This is a genomic window from Novosphingobium barchaimii LL02 (genome assembly GCF_001046635.1).
Classification (GTDB): domain Bacteria; phylum Pseudomonadota; class Alphaproteobacteria; order Sphingomonadales; family Sphingomonadaceae; genus Novosphingobium; species Novosphingobium barchaimii.
In genome coordinates, this window is the sequence record NZ_KQ130454.1 from 632,923 (window position 1) to 649,989 (window position 17,067).

Annotated in this window: 18 protein-coding genes; 7 read left to right on the forward strand and 11 right to left on the reverse strand. The window is 66.0% G+C overall.

The window, feature by feature from the left end; all coding sequences use genetic code 11:
- Positions 1–86: 86 nt before the first annotated feature.
- From ruvB to V474_RS13500, 5 genes are all read right to left on the reverse strand, one after another.
- On the reverse strand, positions 87–1,115 hold the full coding sequence (gene ruvB, locus V474_RS13480) for a Holliday junction branch migration DNA helicase RuvB (RefSeq protein WP_059151962.1): 1,029 nt from the start codon (positions 1,113–1,115) through the stop codon (positions 87–89).
- A gap of 3 nt (positions 1,116–1,118) precedes the next feature.
- Complete coding sequence (gene ruvA / locus V474_RS13485; RefSeq protein ID WP_059151963.1) at positions 1,119–1,724, reverse strand: Holliday junction branch migration protein RuvA; 606 nt, start codon at positions 1,722–1,724, stop codon at positions 1,119–1,121.
- 203 nt (positions 1,725–1,927) lie between these two features.
- Positions 1,928–2,365 (reverse strand): hypothetical protein, encoded by a 438-nt coding sequence (locus V474_RS13490; RefSeq protein ID WP_059151964.1) that lies wholly within the window; start codon positions 2,363–2,365, stop codon positions 1,928–1,930.
- Positions 2,362–4,761, reverse strand: coding sequence for a DNA translocase FtsK (locus V474_RS13495; RefSeq protein ID WP_059151965.1), 2,400 nt, complete (start codon positions 4,759–4,761; stop codon positions 2,362–2,364). Before V474_RS13495 ends, V474_RS13490 begins: the two co-directional genes overlap by 4 nt.
- Before the next feature lie 91 nt (positions 4,762–4,852).
- Entirely contained in the window at positions 4,853–5,425 is a 573-nt protein-coding gene (locus V474_RS13500; RefSeq protein ID WP_059151966.1) for a thiamine phosphate synthase, read from the reverse strand.
- On the opposite strand from V474_RS13500, the gene V474_RS13505 reads away from it, so the two are divergent.
- Complete coding sequence (locus tag V474_RS13505) at positions 5,424–6,080, forward strand: YggS family pyridoxal phosphate-dependent enzyme (RefSeq protein ID WP_059151967.1); 657 nt, start codon at positions 5,424–5,426, stop codon at positions 6,078–6,080. The two genes, V474_RS13500 and V474_RS13505, sit on opposite strands and share 2 nt — an antisense overlap.
- A gap of 307 nt (positions 6,081–6,387) precedes the next feature.
- On the opposite strand, the gene pyk is transcribed toward V474_RS13505, so the two are convergent.
- A complete protein-coding gene (gene pyk, locus V474_RS13510; RefSeq protein WP_059151968.1) occupies positions 6,388–7,881 on the reverse strand; it encodes a pyruvate kinase in 1,494 nt (497 codons plus the stop codon).
- Between the two features lie 77 nt (positions 7,882–7,958).
- Here pyk and V474_RS13515 point away from each other — a divergent pair, with 77 nt between their 5' ends.
- The gene (locus tag V474_RS13515; protein ID WP_059152157.1) at positions 7,959–8,270 is read left to right on the forward strand and encodes a DUF1244 domain-containing protein; all 312 of its coding nucleotides are present in this window, start codon (positions 7,959–7,961) and stop codon (positions 8,268–8,270) included.
- Positions 8,271–8,277: 7 nt separating this feature from the next.
- Here V474_RS13515 and sugE read toward each other — a convergent pair whose 3' ends face one another.
- Positions 8,278–8,595, reverse strand: a complete 318-nt coding sequence (gene sugE, locus V474_RS13520; RefSeq protein ID WP_059151969.1) for a quaternary ammonium compound efflux SMR transporter SugE — start codon at positions 8,593–8,595, stop codon at positions 8,278–8,280.
- 359 nt (positions 8,596–8,954) lie between these two features.
- Between sugE and V474_RS13525 the strand changes: the two genes are divergently transcribed.
- Positions 8,955–9,191, forward strand: coding sequence for a DUF2312 domain-containing protein (locus V474_RS13525; RefSeq protein ID WP_043977104.1), 237 nt, complete (start codon positions 8,955–8,957; stop codon positions 9,189–9,191).
- 42 nt (positions 9,192–9,233) lie between these two features.
- On the opposite strand, the gene V474_RS13530 is transcribed toward V474_RS13525, so the two are convergent.
- Positions 9,234–9,947, reverse strand: coding sequence for a CPBP family glutamic-type intramembrane protease (locus tag V474_RS13530; RefSeq protein ID WP_059151970.1), 714 nt, complete (start codon positions 9,945–9,947; stop codon positions 9,234–9,236).
- Positions 9,948–10,042: 95 nt separating this feature from the next.
- On the opposite strand from V474_RS13530, the gene V474_RS13535 reads away from it, so the two are divergent.
- From V474_RS13535 to V474_RS13550, 4 genes are all read left to right on the forward strand, one after another.
- Positions 10,043–10,360, forward strand: a complete 318-nt coding sequence (locus tag V474_RS13535) for a heavy metal-binding domain-containing protein (protein WP_043977106.1) — start codon at positions 10,043–10,045, stop codon at positions 10,358–10,360.
- 139 nt (positions 10,361–10,499) lie between these two features.
- Positions 10,500–11,264 (forward strand): YebC/PmpR family DNA-binding transcriptional regulator, encoded by a 765-nt coding sequence (locus V474_RS13540; RefSeq protein WP_043977107.1) that lies wholly within the window; start codon positions 10,500–10,502, stop codon positions 11,262–11,264.
- 166 nt (positions 11,265–11,430) lie between these two features.
- On the forward strand, positions 11,431–11,907 hold the full coding sequence (gene ruvC, locus V474_RS13545; RefSeq protein WP_043977109.1) for a crossover junction endodeoxyribonuclease RuvC: 477 nt from the start codon (positions 11,431–11,433) through the stop codon (positions 11,905–11,907).
- A gap of 187 nt (positions 11,908–12,094) precedes the next feature.
- Complete coding sequence (locus tag V474_RS13550; RefSeq protein ID WP_059151971.1) at positions 12,095–13,855, forward strand: cation:proton antiporter domain-containing protein; 1,761 nt, start codon at positions 12,095–12,097, stop codon at positions 13,853–13,855.
- Positions 13,856–13,918: 63 nt separating this feature from the next.
- Here the strand turns inward: V474_RS13550 and V474_RS13555 are convergent, their stop codons facing one another.
- The 3 genes from V474_RS13555 to V474_RS13565 form a co-directional block, all read right to left on the reverse strand.
- Positions 13,919–14,254: a GIY-YIG nuclease family protein gene (locus tag V474_RS13555; RefSeq protein WP_059151972.1), complete on the reverse strand. Its 336-nt coding sequence runs from the start codon at positions 14,252–14,254 to the stop codon at positions 13,919–13,921.
- 64 nt (positions 14,255–14,318) lie between these two features.
- The gene (locus tag V474_RS13560) at positions 14,319–14,717 is read right to left on the reverse strand and encodes an acyl-CoA thioesterase (RefSeq protein WP_059151973.1); all 399 of its coding nucleotides are present in this window, start codon (positions 14,715–14,717) and stop codon (positions 14,319–14,321) included.
- A complete protein-coding gene (locus V474_RS13565; protein WP_059151974.1) occupies positions 14,714–16,792 on the reverse strand; it encodes a S9 family peptidase in 2,079 nt (692 codons plus the stop codon). The genes V474_RS13560 and V474_RS13565 overlap by 4 nt, the downstream gene beginning before the upstream one ends.
- Positions 16,793–17,067: the final 275 nt, after the last annotated feature.

A 17,067-nucleotide genomic window follows, 5' to 3' on the forward strand; every position in this document is an offset into this window, starting at 1 on the left:
ATGAGGTTGTGCCGAAACGGGACTGTCCGGACGGAGAGATGTAAATTTCCCCGACGGTTTTGCCTGACGAATCAAACCGCTGGCGTTTACCCTTCCGAATCGAAAAGCCCGTTCTGAGGGGCCGTCGGGGGACTCATTCCAAGGTGCGTCCAGCCCCGGTCGTTAAGGCAGCGGCCGCGCGCCGTGCGTGCCACCAGACCAAGCTGAATGAGATATGGCTCGATCACTTCCTCGATCGTGTCGCGCGGTTCCGAAAGGCCCGCTGCCAGCGTTTCCACGCCGACGGGGCCGCCCTTGTAGATGTCCGCGATCATCCGCAGATAACGCCGATCCTGCGAATCGAGGCCGATCGAATCGACCTCCAGCCGGGTCAGCGAATCGTCCGCGATCTCCCGCGTGATGACGGTTTCCCCGGCTACATGCGCGAAATCGCGCACCCGCCGCATCAGCCGCCCCGCCACGCGCGGCGTACCGCGCGCGCGCCGGGCGATCTCGGTCGCGCCGCCCTTGTCCATGCCGATGCCCAGCAGCCCGGCGCCGCGTGTGACGACCTTCTCCAGTTCCTCCACCGAATAGAACTGCAGCCGCACCGGAATGCCGAAACGGTCGCGTAGTGGGGTTTGGAGCAAGCCTTGCCGCGTCGTGGCGCCAACCAGCGTGAAAGGCGGCAAGTCGATCCGCACCGAACGAGCAGATGGCCCTTCGCCGATGATGAGGTCCAGCGCGCGGTCCTCCATCGCCGGGTAGAGCACTTCCTCAACCACGGGATTGAGGCGGTGGATCTCGTCGATGAACAGGACGTCGCCCTGTTCGAGATTGGTCAGCAGCGCCGCCAGATCGCCTGCCTTGGCAATCACCGGCCCGCTGGTGGCGCGAAAACCCACGCCCAGTTCGCGGGCAACGATCTGCGCCAGCGTGGTCTTGCCCAGCCCCGGCGGCCCAAAGAAAAGCACATGATCCATCGCCTCGCGCCGCGACTTGGCGCTTTCGATGAACACCCGCAGGTTGTCCTTCGCCCCGGCCTGACCGACGAATTCTTCCAGGGTCTTGGGCCGCAGCGCTGCGTCGACGTCTTCGGGCTGGCGCATCGGGGTGAGAATGGGATTGTCGGTCATGTCTTAGCCCGCCGCCCGCCTCAGCGCCACGCGCACAAGGTCGTTCAGGCCTGCAACCTCGCCCAGTTCCTCCACCGCCTTGCCTACCGCCATGGCGGCCACCGCAGGCTTGAAGCCCAGATTCTGCAAGGCCGAAACGGCATCCGCGCTGGCCGAGCCCGGCGGTACGAAAGCAATCGTTCCGGCAAGCCCCGGCGCGGTGGGCAAGGCGCCCGCTTTATCCTTCAATTCATTGACGATCCGGCTGGCCAACTTCGGGCCCACGCCGTTGGCCCGCGCCACCATTGCCGAATCGCCGCCGGCACAGGCACGCTGAATTTCCTCGGTCGTCAACGCCGACAGAATCGCCAGCGCCACCTTCGAGCCCACACCCTGCACCGCCGTCAGCAGGCGGAACCAGTTACGCTCCGCCGCGCTGGCAAAGCCGATCAGGCGCTGGTCAGTTTCCGAAACCTGCATCTCGGTGTGGATCACCACCCGGTCGCCGCGGATGCCGAGATGATCGAGCGTTCGCGCCGAGCACTGGACGAGATAGCCCACGCCGTTCACGTCGATGATCGCCCAATCGGGGCCGGTGTCGTCGAGAAGACCTGTTAGTTTGGCGATCATGGTTTGTTCCTATGGCAGGAAGCGATTCGCTGCGCCAGTCCCTATCGGGAAGGTTGGAAGAGTTGGAAGGGAAAGACCTTGGGCCATTGCCCCGGACCCCGGGACCGTCGACGTAGCGCACGCAGCGACGTTGGGCGCGTGACCTCAGGTAAAGGGGTCTGGGGCGATGGCCCCAGGTCTTCCCTTAGCGCCCGCCCTCCCCCTCAGCGCGGCCGCACCCCCATGCAGATGTACTTCAAAACCTTGCCGTCCTCGGAATTCCAGTCGAAGCGGGTCACTTGGCCCGCCACCGTCGAAGCGCCGATCTGGCCGCCGGTTGGGCCGATCAGGCGCCACTGCGTCGTCACCACGCGGCCGCCCGCGCAATCCACGCTGCGCACCGAAAAGGCCGTGCTGCCGCGCGCAAGCTGCGAGGTCGGATTGAGAATGACCACGGCTTCTCGGAAGGTCCGGCCAAGCCCTCCGGGCACAACGCTTGCAGCATCGATGCGGATGCTGCGGCCAAGCAGGCGTTCCACATCGACGGCGAAGACCTTCACCCACTTGCCGGTCAGGACCTTCAGCGTCGTGTCCGCAACCGCCGGAGTGGCGACAAGAGCGACCAGCGCCAGTGCCGCCCATTTCAGGCCGCATGGCTTCATAGCGGGTTGCCGTTCTCGTCGCGGTAGATGTCGCGGCGGCCGACGTGGTTGGCGGGGCCGACGAAGCCATCATTTTCCATGCGCTCCACCCATTTGGCGGCGGTGTTGTAGCCCACGCCCATCTGGCGCTGCAGCCACGAGACCGAAACTTTCTGGTTCTCGAACACGAGGTGGCAGACCTGGCGGTACTTGCGCTCGTCCGGGGCGTCCGACGCGGTGGCGTCGAGGTCGTCGAAGCCGAAGCTGCCTTCTTCCGGTTCCTCGGTGACGGCATCGATGTAATCGGGCTTGCCCTGGGTGCGCCAGTAGGTAGCCACCTGTTCCACCTCCTCGTCCGAAACGAACGGGCCGTGGACGCGCTTGATCGGGTCGGAGCTGGGTTTGTACAGCATGTCGCCCTTGCCCAGCAGCTGTTCGGCGCCCTGTTCGCCCAGGATCGTGCGGCTGTCGATGCGGCTGGTGACGGCGAAGGAGACGCGGGTCGGCAGGTTGGCCTTGATGACGCCGGTGATGACGTCGACCGAGGGGCGCTGCGTCGCCATGATGAGGTGGATGCCGGCCGCGCGGCTCTTTTGCGAGAGGCGCTGGATCAGCACTTCGATTTCCTTGCCCACGGTGACCATGAGATCGGCCAGCTCGTCGACGATGAGGACGATCTGGGGCAGCGTCTCATAATCCAGCTGGCGGTCCTCGTAGAGTTCCTCGCCGGTGTCGGGGTCGAAGCCGATCTGGATACGGCGGCCCAGCGGCTTGCCCTTGGCAGCGGCGGTACGCACCTTTTCGTTGAAGCTGGCGAGGTTGCGGACGCTGATCTCGCTCATCATCCGGTAGCGGCGCTCCATCTCCTCAACCGCCCATTTCAGGGCGCGGATGGCCTTGGGCGGTTCGGTGACGACGGGGGAGAGCAGGTGCGGGATATCGTCATAGCTCTTGAGTTCCAGCACCTTGGGATCGACAAGGATCAGCCGGCACTGCGCCGGGGTGAGGCGGTACAGCAGCGAGAGCAGGATCGCGTTGAGCCCCACCGACTTACCCGAACCGGTCGTACCGGCGACCAGCAGGTGAGGCATGGTGGCAAGATCCGCGACCACCGGCTCACCGGCGATGTCCTTGCCAAGGATGATCGGCAACATGCCCTTGTGGTTGGCGAAGGCCTCGGACGCGACCATTTCCTTGAACGAAACCATCTGGCGGTCCGCGTTCGGCAGTTCGATGCCCATGACGGTGCGGCCCGGGATCGAGGATACGCGGGCCGAGATCGCCGACATGTTGCGGGCGATGTCGTCGGCCAGGCCGATCACGCGGCTGGCCTTGATGCCCGGCGCCGGTTCCAGTTCGTACATGGTGACGACCGGGCCGGTGCGCACGGCGGTGATCTCGCCCTTGACGTTGAAGTCGTCGAGCACGGTTTCCAGCAGACGCGCGTTGCGCTCCAGGCTGAGCTTGTCGATCTTGGGCTGCGAATTGGGCTGCGGGTCTTCCAGCAGGTCGAGGCTGGGCAGCGTGTACTTGTCGAACATGTCCTTCTGGCGGTCGCCGAAGCCAACCTGTGCTGGCGTCGCGGATACCTTGGGGTCGGCGATCTCCGGCGGTTTGCGCGGCTTGTCGGCGGCGGGCGCGGCGATGCCGACGTTGCCGGCGGCAGCTTCGGCCACGCGCGGGGCGGCTTCGGCGCGGGCCGTTTCCTTCTTTTCCCTGCCGGCCTTGAAGGGCATTTCCTCAGGCACGGACAAACCGCGCGGCAGGCGGCCGATACGGCCCGGCAGCGTCAGCAGGCGTACCCAGTCGAGCGCGAAGACGCGCCCTGCCAGCATCACGCCCACGCCCAGGCATACCAGCGCGAGGGCCAGCTTGATCCAGTTCTGCGCCGGCTCGGGCGAAAGGCCGGCGATCGCGGTGACCGCCTTAGCGCCCAGCAGCCCGGAAATACCGCCCATCGAGGCAGGCAGGGTGCCGCCCGGCTGGGTAAACCACAGCGACAGCACCGTCGCGATCAGCAGCATTGCCAGCGCCAGGACGCCGAAGGGCATCCACCAGCGCTGGTCGCTATGCTCGATCTCGCCGTCGTCCTCTTCGACCAGCAGCCACAGCTTGCGCGCGAAAACGTAAAGCAGCGGGACCAGCAGGGCGGAGACCGGGCCGAACAGGAACAGCGCGCGCTCCGCCGTCCAGGCGCCGGTTGAGCCCATCCAGTTCTGCACATCGCCGCCGGCGGCGGTGGAGGTGGACGGGTCGGTCTGCTGGTAGCTTACCAGCGCCAGCGCCAGAAACACCATCGCCGCAAACAGCGCAATCGAGCCGGACAGCTCTCCGGCACGGCGCAGCGAGCGCTTCAGGACGGCGCGCCAATCCGGCTTGGCGATACGCCGACCGGGCGCGATGGGCCGAGTAGCCATGTAAAATTCCCTTGGGGTTCGAACCCGGATTATGCGGCGGAGGGGGACTCCGCGTCAAGAATGGATGGGGAACGCGGCTGTGGAGGGGGAACTACCGCGCGCCGCCGGTCAGCCCGTCGATCGCGGCCCAGCGCTCCAGTCGGAAGGCCAGCGCCCGGTGCGCCGTCATGCCGCCCAACGCAATCACCGGCACCCGGGAGCGCGCCGCGAGCAGGCGGAAGCGCACAGGGCCGAGCGTGTGTCCGCCGGGGTGCGAGGCCGTGGCGAAAACCGGCGAGATCAGCACCGCATCGGCCCTTGCGCGGTGGGCCTGCGCCAGTTCGCGCAAGTCGTGCGCGGTAACCAGCCGTAGCACGCCGGGGCCTTGCGCAAGACGGTCCGCCGCGCCGTAGGCGCCATGCGCTTTCCATGCCCGCGCCTGCCGTGCCTCCCCCGCCAGCACCATGACATGCCCGAATCGCCGCGTCGCCCGGGCGAGCACGTTGAAACGCGCGCGCCGTTCCCGCGAAGGCAGGTGATAATGCCGGAACACCAGCCCCGATCCGCGAGGCAGACGTGCCAGCACGGCCTCGATCCGGTCATCGTTGCGGGCATCGCTGATAAGCCATAAGGCAGGAAGGGACGGCTGGCGGTTCGGCACAGGGACGCTATAGCAGCGCGCCATGGATCAGCTAGAAGACATCCGCGCCCGCATCGCCCAGTCCGCGCGCATTGCGGGACGCCAGCCCGGCGCCGTAGAACTCGTCGCCATTTCCAAGACCCACGCCGCCGAAGCGATCGAGCCTCTGCTCGCCGCCGGCCAGCGCGTTTTCGGCGAAAACCGCGTGCAGGAAGCGCAGGAAAAATGGCTGCCCTTGCGCGAGGCCTATCCCGACGTGAAACTGCACCTCGTCGGCCAGCTTCAGTCGAACAAGGCCGAGGATGCCGTCGCCCTGTTCGACTGCATCCACTCGGTGGACCGCCCCTCGCTGGTCACAGCGCTGGGCAAGGCGATGGAAAAGGCCGGGCGGCAGGTGCCCTGCTTTATCCAGGTCAACATCGGCGCGGAAGAGCAGAAGGGCGGCTGCGCGATTGCCGAAGTGCCCGCGTTGTTGGCGTCGGCGCGTGAAGCTGGGTTGCCCGTGATCGGCCTGATGTGCGTGCCGCCCTTCGATATCGAGGCAGCGCCGTTCTTCGCTTTGCTGGCGAAGATTGCTGCCGATAACGGCCTGGAGCAGCTTTCCATGGGAATGAGCGACGACTTCGAAACCGCCGTGCTGCTGGGCGCTACGCATGTTCGGGTGGGCAGCGCCTTGTTTGGGTCGCGGCAGAAGAAGTAGAGGGTAGAGCAGGGGCCACCGCCACTGCACCCCGGTTTCGTCGAGGTCACGCGCGTGGCCACGTTTTGCGCCCACGGGGGAGCAGGCAGACATTCGTGGCCTTCGGCGCGGGCAGGACGTGAATGGTCCCGACCTCGTCATTCCCGCGTAGGCGGGAATCCATCCGGGTTCAGCGCCGTGCCGTGAGATGGATCCCCGCCTGCGCGGGGATGACGAAGAGCTAGTTGGCCGGCCGAATAGCTGCACGCGCAGCGCCGACAATAAAGGGGTCTGGGGCAATGGCCCCAGAACTTCCCCTCCATTCATCTTACTTCGGCGTATCCAATTCGTTCCCGGTCAGCGTCACGATGTGCAGCAGGTTCGTCGACCCCGGCACCCCGAACGGTACGCCGGCCAGCGTCACCAACCGCGATCCCGCTGCGCCGAAACCGTGGCGCAGGGCCATGCGCTTGCCCTTGGCGATCATCTCCTCGAAGCTGCCGATGTCGCGGGTGATGACGCAGTGCGTCCCCCACAGCATCGCCAGACGGCGCGCCGTTTTCTGCGCGGGGGTCAGGACCAGCATCGCCGCTGCCGGGCGTTCGCGTGCCACGCGGCGGGCCGAGCCGCCCGAGCCGGTGAAGACGATGATGCCTTCGATGGTCAGGGTATCGGCGATCTGGGCGCAGGATTCGGACAGGGCATCGGCGCTGGTGGCGTCGGGCGGGGTCTGGGCGATGTGGATGCGCGCCCGGTAGGTCGGATCGCTTTCGACGCGCACGGCGATGCGGTCCATGATCGTCACCGCCTCGACCGGCCACTGGCCTGCCGCCGTCTCGGCCGAGAGCATCACCGCGTCGGCGCCGTCGTAGACCGCGTTGGCGACGTCGGAAACTTCGGCGCGGGTCGGCGAAGGGCTGGTGATCATCGATTCCAGCATCTGCGTCGCCACAACCACCGGCTTGCCCTGAGCGCGGGTCTTTTCGATGATGTGCTTCTGGATCGGCGGCACTTCCTCGGGCAGCAGTTCGACGCCGAGGTCGCCGCGCGCCACCATGATGCCGTCCGACAGCTCGATGATCTCGTCGAGGCTTTCGACGGCTGCGGGCTTTTCGATCTTGGACATGATCGCCGCATAGCCACCCGACAGGCGGCGGGCTTCGGCGACGTCTTCGGGGCGCTGGACGAAGGACAGGCCGATCCAGTCCGCCTTCTGCTCCACCGCGAAGGCGAGGTCGCGCCGGTCCTTTTCGGTCAGCGCGGGGATCGGGATCAGGGCATCCGGGATGTTCACGCCCTTGCGGTCCGAGATCGGCCCGCCGACTTCCGCGCTGCACAGGATCGCGTCGGGTTCGGCGCGGATGACCATGAGGCGCAGCTTGCCGTCGTCGATCAGCAGGCGCTGGCCCTTCTGGAGAATGCCGAACAGTTCGGGGTGGGGCAGGCAGACCCGCTCGTCGTTGCCGGGAGTGGGATCGCGGTCGAGCGTGAAGTGGGCGCTGTGGCGGATGAAGGCCTTGCCGCCTTCGAACGTGCCGACGCGCAGCTTGGGGCCCTGCAGGTCGCACAGGATGGCGACGGGGCGCTCGAGGTCCTTTTCCACCGCGCGAATGTTGGCGATGGTTTCGCGGTGGGTGTCGTGGTCGCCGTGGCTCATGTTGACGCGGAAGGCGTCGGCGCCCGCCTTGAGCAGCTTGGCGATGGTCTCCTTGTCGCGGCTGGCGGGGCCGAGCGTCGCCAGGATCTTCACCTTGCGCTGGCGCTTGATGCCCCGGTGGTGCGGGGAGCGGCGGTAGGGAACGACGGGGGGAGTATGAGCCAAGGTTCTGTCTGCCTCTTTCAGGAACGGGGGTTCATATGGCAAAGGCAGCATTACAAACCAAGGACGATTGGCGGATTATGAACGATAGTGACCGTATAGATGCGTTGGACGACGCCGTGGCTGCCGCGGCATTCCGCCGATTGGTACGCCATCTGCGGCAGCGCCACGATGCGCAGAACATCGAGCTGATGGGCCTGGCGGGTTTCTGCCGCAACTGCCTGGCAGACTGGATCCGCGATGCCGGTTTCGAGGGCGACAAGGCGGAGGCGCGCACGGTGATCCACGGAATGCCGGCCGGCGAGTGGAAGGACAAGTACCAGACCGAAGCTACGCCCGAGCAACTGGCGCGCATGGACGAGAGCATGAAGAAAAACGCTCCCGGCCACTGAGTGGCCATCAGGGCGTCGCCACCTTCATGAGCACGATGCCCGAGAGGATCAGCCCGGCGGCGAGCAGCCGCAGCGGGCTGGCCGCCTCGCCCAGCAAGACTATGCCGACGGCGAAGGCGCCCAGCGCGCCGATCCCGGTCCACACCGCATAAGCGGTGCCCAGCGGCAATGCCCGCATCGCGCTCGCCAGCAGGGCGAAGCTGGCGATCATCGCGACGATGGTCACCACGGTGGGCCAGGGCCGGGAAAAACCCTCCGACTGCTTCATCGCGGATGCCCAGACCACTTCCAGCAGACCGGCGATGAAAAGAAATATCCAGGACATGGCGCGGGCATTTTTCCAACAAGGGTTGAGTGCCGGGCCGTCCCGGTCTTGAAGCTCCGCTGGAGGCGCGAACGTGGTCGGCGCGGGGCCGAAATAGCGCCGCGACCGGGCGCGGGCAAGTCAGGTGCCAGCTAGGGCGCAAGTTGATGAAACACATGCGCGGCGCGCGCGTGAACAAGCGAGGGAAAACGACGGTGCAAAGATCGGCCGCGATGCTAGCAGGCCGGGGCGGTGTAGGAAAATCGTGAAGGGCCCCTTCCCTCCACACGATTTCCACAGACCGGTGCTTTGCCCGAATCCCTTCGCCTCGCTATCAGCGCGCCAACCGATTCACGCTTTATACCGGAGCACGTACCCCAATGGCCGAAACCACCGACGATCGCCTGCGCCTGCTGATCGAGCGCGTCGAGCGCCTCGAAGAGGAAAAGAAGGGCATCTCGGACGACATCCGCGACGTCTACAACGAGGCCAAGGCGGTCGGCTACGACGTCAAGATCATGCGCCAGATCGTCCGCATCCGTAAGATGAAGCCCGACGATCGCCGCGAACAGGACATGCTGCTCGACACCTACAAGTCGGCACTCGGCATCGACTGAAGGACCCCGCTTCGCCCGCGATCATGAGCGAAGCGGCAGCGATCAACTGCCCGCCATCACCAGTGCCATGCTTGAAGCATTGGCGATGGCGTGCTGGAGAATCGCCGCAGGAAGACCAATGCGCTGGCGGGTGAAACCCAGCAGCAGCGCAGCCCAGAACTGGGGCAGGACCATCGGCAGCGATGCGATCGACGCACTTGGGTAGTTCATCAGGTGAACGCCCGCGAACAGCGCCGCCACTGCCCAGAACACACCCGGATAGGCCGCCGCGAAGGCAGCCGAAGGCCCCCGGCGCCGCAGCCACCACCATCCGCCCGCCGCCGCCAGGACGGTAGCCAGCAGCAGCCCCGCCAGGACCAGCGGCGCGATCGCCTGCGCCGTCATCGTCAAAACCACGAACAGCGCGAAGCAGCCCAGCAGCCACAGCGCGCGGGGCCTGCCGGTATGCCAGCCGCGAAAGATGATTTCCTCCAGCAGCGGCGCGATCAGGATCGTGATCGGCAGCAACCAGCCGCCCGGCAGCTTGCCGAAAGCATCCGGCAGCGGCAGGTCGAACGCCTTTTGCCACATGCCCAGCAGCGGCAGCAGCACCAGCAGCAACCCGCCGACATGCACCGCCGCCAGCACACCCAGCGCGCGCCAGGCCTCGCCCCGGCGCAGCCCCCAGGGCACCAGCACTGCCGGCCGTTTGAGAAAACCGGCCAGTTCGCGCAGGATCTGCGGGCCGGGAATGCGGGTCTCGATCTGTGTCGCCATAGGCCCTGCTAGCCGCTTTCCCTTGCCAATTCGCTACCTTGCGAGAACCCCTGCGCCGGTGCAAGCATCGCCCTTCGCATCGAGGGAGAGCATTCGTGATCGTCACCACCACCCCCACCGTCGAAGGCCGCCCGGTCCGCGACTACCTTGGCATCGTCACCGGCGAGGTCATCGTGGGGGCCAACCTGTTTCGCGATATCTTCGCCGCCGTCACCGATCTGGTCGGCGGGCGTTCGGGCAAGTACGAGCAGGTCCTGCAGCGTGCCCGCCGCGAGGCACTGGCCGAAATGGAGGCCGAAGCCGCAAGGCTGGGCGGCAACGCGGTGGTCGGCGTGGATATCGATTACGAGGTGATCGGCTCGAAAGGCTCCATGCTGATGGTAAGCTGTTCCGGCACGGCGGTGGCGCTCTAGCGCGTCAAGAACGGCCCGGGGGGCCCTGCGCGGTTGCCCTTGCCCCCCGGCGTGTTGTAAGGGCCGCGCCACCTTATTCATCGACACCCGCCGCGTCCTTACCGGACCTTCAGGCGGCGGGCAGACAGCGAGCGGACCCATGGCAGGCCATTCCAAATTCAAGAACATCATGCACCGCAAGGGTGCGCAGGATAAGAAGCGCTCGGCGCAGTTCAGCAAGCTGAGCCGCGAAATCACCGTCGCGGCCAAGATGGGCCTGCCCGACCCGGACATGAACCCGCGCCTGCGCGCGGCGGTCAACGCCGCCAAGGTCCAGTCCATGCCCAAGGACAACATCCAGCGCGCCATCGACAAGGCGAGCAAGGGCGACGCCGAAAACTACGAGGAAGTGCGCTACGAAGGCTACGGCCCCAGCGGCATCGCCATCATCGTCGAGGCCCTGACCGACAACCGCAACCGCACCGCCACCAACGTACGCACCGCCTTCGCCAAGAACGGCGGCAACCTTGGCGCCACCGGCGCGGTCTCGCACGGGTTCGAACGCCTTGGCCTGATCGAATATCCCAGCAAGGTGGGCGATGAGGACAAGGTCCTTGAAGCCGCGATCGAAGCCGGCGCCGACGACGTGCAGAGCGACATGGGCGACGGCGACGAGAATCCCGGCGGCCACCAGATCTGGGTCTCGGTCGATTCGCTGCACGAAGTCGCGCGTGAACTGGAAAAGGTCCTTGGCGAAGCCGACGGCGTGAAGCTGGCGTGGAAGCCCACCCTCACCGTCGACGTCGACGCCGACACCGTGGGCACGCTGATGAAGCTGGTCGACACCCTGGAAGAAGACGACGACGTCCAGAGCGTCTGGGGCAACTACGAAATCTCCGACGAAGTGATGGAAACGCTGGGTTGATCCAGACCGGTGGGGCGTGCGCGGGGGGCTTCGACAGGCTCAGCCTGAGCGGGATCGAGATGATACCTCTCACCCCCCTCAGGCAAACATATCCCCTCCCCCCGCTCAGGCTGAGCCTGTCGAAGCCCCCGCGCCCCGGCACCAGCCCCGCCCTGAGCGTTGCCGCATGATAATCATCGGCATCGACCCCGGCCTCACCTGCACCGGCTGGGGCATCGTCGCCAAAAGCGGCAGCCGGCTGTCCCATGTCGCCAATGGCCAGATCCGCACGGACGCCAAGGCGGGCATGGCCGAACGTCTGGTCGAACTGGACGCCGGGCTCACCGATGTGATCCTCCACCACCGGCCCGATACGGGCGCGGTGGAGGAAGTCTTCGTCAACGTGAACCCGCAGTCTACCCTCAAGCTGGGACAGGCGCGCGGCGTCGCGATGCTCAGCCTTGCCCGCGCGGGAATGCCGGTGGCGGAATATTCGACCAAGGTCATCAAGAAGGCGCTGGTCGGCACTGGCGGCGCGGACAAGAAACAGATCCAGGCAATGCTCAAGGTGTTGCTGCCGGGCGTGAAGCTGGCGGGGGAAGACGCCTCGGATGCGCTGGCGGTGGCGATCACCCATGCCAACATGCTGGGCAGTCACAGGTAGAGGCTAGGGGGAAGACCCGGCGCCATCGCCCCAGACCCCTTTACTGTCGTTGCCGCGCATGCAGCAGCCTCGTTCGCTCCCTGCTCCAATCCTTTTGTCCCAACCAACGTATGGTTGGAAAGCAGCCTCGCCGCCCCTAAGATGGCGGCGCGCAAATGCTCCCCGAATGCATTCTCGAAGGGTTTTGATGGAAGAACATGCACAGGATTTCCTGCTGCGGGACGGGTTCCTGCTGCTGGGCACCGCGCTTATTTTCGTGCTGCTGTTCCGGCGGCTCGGGCTGGGTGCGACGCTGGGATTCCTGCTTTCGGGCGCGGTCCTGGGGCCTTATGTCCTCGACCTGATCGGCGATCCCGAAAGCAAGCTGGGCATAGCAGAGCTGGGCATCACCCTGCTGCTGTTCATCGTCGGCCTTGAACTCGCCCCGCCGCGCCTGTGGCGGATGCGGCACGAGATTTTCGGGCTGGGGCTGCTGCAGGTGGCGCTGTGCGGCATGGCGGTGACGGCGGTGATCTACTTCTTCACCGGGTTCAGCCTGCAGGCCTCGCTGGCGCTGGGGCTGCCGCTGGGGCTGTCCTCCACCGCGCAGGTCCTGCCGATGCTGCAAAGCGCCGGCCGCCTGCACACCCCGTTCGGCGAGCGGTCGTTCGCGATCCTGCTGTTCCAGGACCTCTCGATCATCCCGCTCATCACGATCATCGCCGCGATGAACCGCAACCCCGCCCTGCCCGCCGGGCCTCCGGGCTGGGTGCTGGCGCTGGAGACCGGCGCGGCCATCGCCGGGCTGATCCTGGCCGGGCGCTTCGCCATCCGCCCGCTGTTCCGCCTGATCGGCAATCTGGGCGAGCGCGAGATGTTCGTCTTTGCCGCCCTGTTCACGGTGATCGCCAGCGCCGCGCTGATGCAGGCGCTGGGGCTGTCGACCGCGCTGGGCGCCTTCATCGCCGGGGTCATGCTGGCCGATTCGCCCTACCGGCATGAACTGGAAGCCGATGTCGAGCCGTTCCGCTCGATCCTGCTGGGCCTGTTCTTCATGTCGGTGGGCATGATGCTGGACCTTTCCGCCATCGCCGAGCGGCCGCTGTTCGTGATCGCGATGGCGCTGGCGCTGATCGCGGTGAAGTCCACGATCATCTTCCTGCTCGGCCTGGCCTTCCGCATGGAGTGGCGCAGCGCCCTGGCGCTCGGCCTGCTGCTCAGCCAGGGCGGCGAATTCGCCTTCGTGCTGTTTGCGCAAGGCGCCAATGCGATGCTGGTGGACGGCGGCGCCACCAGCCTGTTCAGCGCCATCGTCACGCTGTCGATGGTCACCACTCCGTTCCTGATGATGGCCACCCGCCGCATCCGCGAACGTCCTGTCAGCACCGAGGAGCGCGAGGCCCCGCAGGATGACGGCGCCAATGCGCTGGTCGTCGGCTACGGCCGCTTCGGGCAGACGGTGGCGCAGATGCTGATCGCCGCCGACATCGAGGTGACGCTGATCGACACCGACATCGAGATGATCGACGTGGCCAGCGGCTTCGGCGCCAAGGTCTACTTCGGCGACGGCACCCGCATCGACCTGCTGCGCCAGGCCGGCGCCGCCGAGGCCGAACTGATCGTGTTCTGCATTGACGGCGACCAGTTGAGCGAGGCGTTCCTCCACGCCGTCCACCAGGCCTTCCCCCGCGCCGAGATTCACGCCCGCGTATTCGACCGCCGCGCATTGCTGCGCCTGAAGGACGCGCCGCTCAAATCCATGGCGCGCGAGGTGAAGGAATCCGCCGCGCTCCTCGCCCGAAACGCGTTGGAGGGGCTGGGCCTCTCGCTGGAGGAGATCGAGCGGGCCGAAAACGCCTATCTGGCAAGCGACAGGGAACGGCTATCGCTGCAGAAGGAATCGGGCGATCTGCGCACCGCGCGAGATCACATCATCACGCAAAGAACGCGGGAGCCGAGGGGGACCTGAGGGGCGCTGCTGGGGGAGACGGCGCAAGGTTGCTTTTGGGCATGTCGTCATCCTGAACTTGTTTCAGGGTCCATCCCTCGTTTTACCCGAAGCGAGGGGCGAAAAACCCAGCGCCACGGCCAGATCCCTCCACTCAGGATTCTCGGCGTTGATAAGGTTGATCTTCCACTGCCGGTGCCACCGCTTGAGCTGCTTTTCCCGCGTGATGGCCGGGATCATCTCACCGAACATCTCGAAGTGAACCAGGCGATGCACATCGTAGCGGGAGGTGAAGCCCGGCAGCACATCGCTGCGATGCTGCCAGATCCGGCGGATCAGGTTCGAGGTGACGCCGATGTAGAGCGTGCCATAGCGTCCGCTTGCAAGGATGTAGACGCAAGGCTGGCGCTCGTTCTGCATGGCTCCGGAATGTGCGGCGCGATGGATGCTGAAACAAGTTCAGCATGACAAGATTGCCAGAAGTTCACCCTGCCACGAACGGCGCCGCCACTTCGGGCGGTACGCGCATCAGCCGGCCCGAGGCGATGTCGATCATCGCCCAGGTGGTGCGGGCCGAGACGATCACCTTGCCCGCCGCGTTGCGGAATTCCACGCGGCGGTCGAACCGGGCGCCGCTGGGGCCATCCGGGATGAAGGTTTCGCCCGTCACGCTCTCGCCCTCGCGGATGTTGCCCCGGTAGTCGATCTCGTGACGGGTCACGAGCCAGGCGTATTTCGCCTGATGCTCCGCCGGGGCGAGCGCGGCCCAGTGCGCGCCCGCCATCGCTTCCATCCACTGCACCCAGACCGCATTGTTGACGTGGCCCATGATGTCGATGTGCTCAGGGGACGCCGTGAAGGTCAGGGTGAAGTGCTCACTCACCCCTCGATACCCAGCTGCCACAGGATGAAGGCGAATTCCTCCGCCGTTTCCTTCAGGCTTTCGAACCGGCCCGACTTGCCGCCGTGGCCCGCGCCCATGTTGGTCTTGAGGATCAGTTCGTTGTCGTCGGTCTTGAGTTCGCGCAGGCGCGCCACCCACTTGGCCGGCTCCCAATAGGTCACGCGCGGGTCATTGAGGCCGGCGGTCACCATCAGCGGCGGATAGGCTTGCGCGGCTACCTGATCGTAGGGGCTGTAGCTGGCGATCAGTTCGAACGCGGCCTTGTCCTCGATCGGGTTGCCCCATTCCGGCCATTCTCCCGGGGTCAGCGGCAGGGTGTCGTCGAGCATCGTGTGCAAGACGTCGACGAAGGGCACATGCGCCACCACCGCGCCGAACAGGTCCGGGTCGGAGTTGATGACCGCGCCCATCAGTTCCCCGCCGGCAGAGCCGCCCGAGATGCTGATCTTGCCGGCCGAAGTGAAACCGCGCTCCACCAGCCCCTTCGCCACGTCGACGAAGTCGGTGAAGGTGTTGGTGCGCCGCTCCAGCTTGCCGGCCTTGTACCAGGCGCGGCCCATGTCGTCGCCGCCGCGGATGTGAGCGATGGCATAGGCGAACCCGCGGTCGACGAGGCTGAGACGCGTCGTCGAGAAACCGGGGTCGATGCTGATGCCGTAAGCGCCGTAGCCGTAGAGATGCAGCGGGCCGGCGCCGGTTCGGTCACGCCGGTAGACGATCGAGACCGGGATCGCGGTACCGTCTCGCGCGGTGATCTCCAGACGCTCGGTGGCATAGAGCGAGGCGTCGTAGCCCGAGGGGATTTCCTGGACCTTGAGCGTCTCCAGCGTGCGCGCGGCCACATCGTAATCCAGCACCGAGGCGGGCGCGACCATCGACTCGTAGCTGAGCCGCAGGGTCGTCATGTGCCATTCGGGGTTGTTCGACAATCCGGCCGAATAGCTGGCCTCGGGGAAAGCGATCGCCTCCACGCGGGAAGGGTCGTCGTAGTAACGGACCTGGATCTGGTCGAGACCGGCAAGGCGGCCCTCGATCACGTAGAAATCGCGGAACAGGTCCGCGCCCAAGAGGTAGAACGCGTCCGAACCCTCGATCAGGGTGGTCCACGTACCGGGATCGGCCAGCGGCGCGGTGGCGAGGCGGAAGTTCTCGTGCGTGTCGTTGGTGTGGATGTAGAGCACGTCCTCGCGCTCGTCGACGTCGTACTCCACGCCCTTCACGCGCGCCTTCACCAGGATCTGCGGGCCCAGCGGATCGGCGGCGAGGACCATGCGGCACTCGCTGGTTTCATGATCGCTGGAGCCGATCAGCAGCCACTTTTCGTTAGCGGTCAGCGAGGAGCCGACGCGGAAACCCTCGTCGTCCTCGTGGTACAGCTCGACATCGCTTTCCAGCGGCTGGCCCAGCCAGTGCAGGCGGGCGTTGTCGGTGCGCCACTGCTCGTTGGCGAGCGAGTAGACCAGCGCCTTGTCATTCGCCACCCAGACCAGCGAGGACAGCGTGCCGGGGATTTCGTCAGCCAGCAGTTCGCCGGTTTCGAGGTCCTTGATACGGGCGGTGAAGCGCTCCGAACCGTTGTCGTCATAGGCGTAGGCGAGCAGCTTGCCGTCGGCGCTGGTCGAAATCGCGCCGAGGTTGAAGTATTCCTTGCCCGCAGCCAGCGCCACTTCGTCGAGCATAAGCTCGTCCGGGCCGCCTGCGACGGGCTTGCGCCACCACTTCTTGTACTCTGCGCCTTCCTCGAACTCGATCCAGTAGAGCCAGTCGCCATCCTTCTGCGGGACCGAGGTATCGGCCTCCTTGATGCGCCCGCGCATTTCCGTGAACAGGGCATCGATGCGGCCCTGATGCGCACCCATGCGCGCCTTGAACCAGTCGTTCTCCGCCTCGAGGTGGGCGAGCACTTCCTTGTCGGTCACTTCGGGATAACCGGCGTCGCGCAGCCATGCGTAATCGTCGGTCACGGTCACGCCGTGGTGGGTGATCGAATGCGGCTTTTTTGCCGCCAGCGGGGGACCGATCAGGGTCGGGGTGGAATCTGCCATGGTCCCCATCTAGGGGCTGGGCGGGTCAAGGTGAAGCGGTCTTGCGCAAAACTGCGGTGCGTTCCCCAATCGCGTCACCACGCGCTTCGGTCACTCCGCGTTCCGGTCAATCGCTTCCGGTCACCCACGCTCCCGGTCACCCGCTTCCGTCACCCTGAACTTGTTTCAGGGTCCATCTGCCGGTTTACGCCGAGCCGTTACCCCGCCAACCGCCTTTTCAGCTTACTGTTCCAACCTCGGGACCGGCGGCGCGATGGACCCTGAAACAAGTTCAGGGTGACGAG

Bases quoted from the DNA above. Each gene is read 5' to 3' on its own strand.
- ruvB (WP_059151962.1), bottom strand. From the start codon at position 1,115: ATGACCGACAATCCCATTCTCACCCCGATGCGCCAGCCCGAAGACGTC.
- ruvA (WP_059151963.1), bottom strand. From the start codon at position 1,724: ATGATCGCCAAACTAACAGGTCTTCTCGACGACACCGGCCCCGATTGG.
- V474_RS13490 (WP_059151964.1), bottom strand. From the start codon at position 2,365: ATGAAGCCATGCGGCCTGAAATGGGCGGCACTGGCGCTGGTCGCTCTT.
- V474_RS13495 (WP_059151965.1), bottom strand. From the start codon at position 4,761: ATGGCTACTCGGCCCATCGCGCCCGGTCGGCGTATCGCCAAGCCGGAT.
- V474_RS13505 (WP_059151967.1), top strand. From the start codon at position 5,424: ATGGATCAGCTAGAAGACATCCGCGCCCGCATCGCCCAGTCCGCGCGC.
- V474_RS13500 (WP_059151966.1), bottom strand. From the start codon at position 5,425: ATGGCGCGCTGCTATAGCGTCCCTGTGCCGAACCGCCAGCCGTCCCTT.
- V474_RS13515 (WP_059152157.1), top strand. From the start codon at position 7,959: ATGAACGATAGTGACCGTATAGATGCGTTGGACGACGCCGTGGCTGCC.
- sugE (WP_059151969.1), bottom strand. From the start codon at position 8,595: ATGTCCTGGATATTTCTTTTCATCGCCGGTCTGCTGGAAGTGGTCTGG.
- V474_RS13525 (WP_043977104.1), top strand. From the start codon at position 8,955: ATGGCCGAAACCACCGACGATCGCCTGCGCCTGCTGATCGAGCGCGTC.
- V474_RS13530 (WP_059151970.1), bottom strand. From the start codon at position 9,947: ATGGCGACACAGATCGAGACCCGCATTCCCGGCCCGCAGATCCTGCGC.
- V474_RS13540 (WP_043977107.1), top strand. From the start codon at position 10,500: ATGGCAGGCCATTCCAAATTCAAGAACATCATGCACCGCAAGGGTGCG.
- ruvC (WP_043977109.1), top strand. From the start codon at position 11,431: ATGATAATCATCGGCATCGACCCCGGCCTCACCTGCACCGGCTGGGGC.
- V474_RS13550 (WP_059151971.1), top strand. From the start codon at position 12,095: ATGGAAGAACATGCACAGGATTTCCTGCTGCGGGACGGGTTCCTGCTG.
- V474_RS13555 (WP_059151972.1), bottom strand. From the start codon at position 14,254: ATGCAGAACGAGCGCCAGCCTTGCGTCTACATCCTTGCAAGCGGACGC.
- V474_RS13565 (WP_059151974.1), bottom strand. From the start codon at position 16,792: ATGGGGACCATGGCAGATTCCACCCCGACCCTGATCGGTCCCCCGCTG.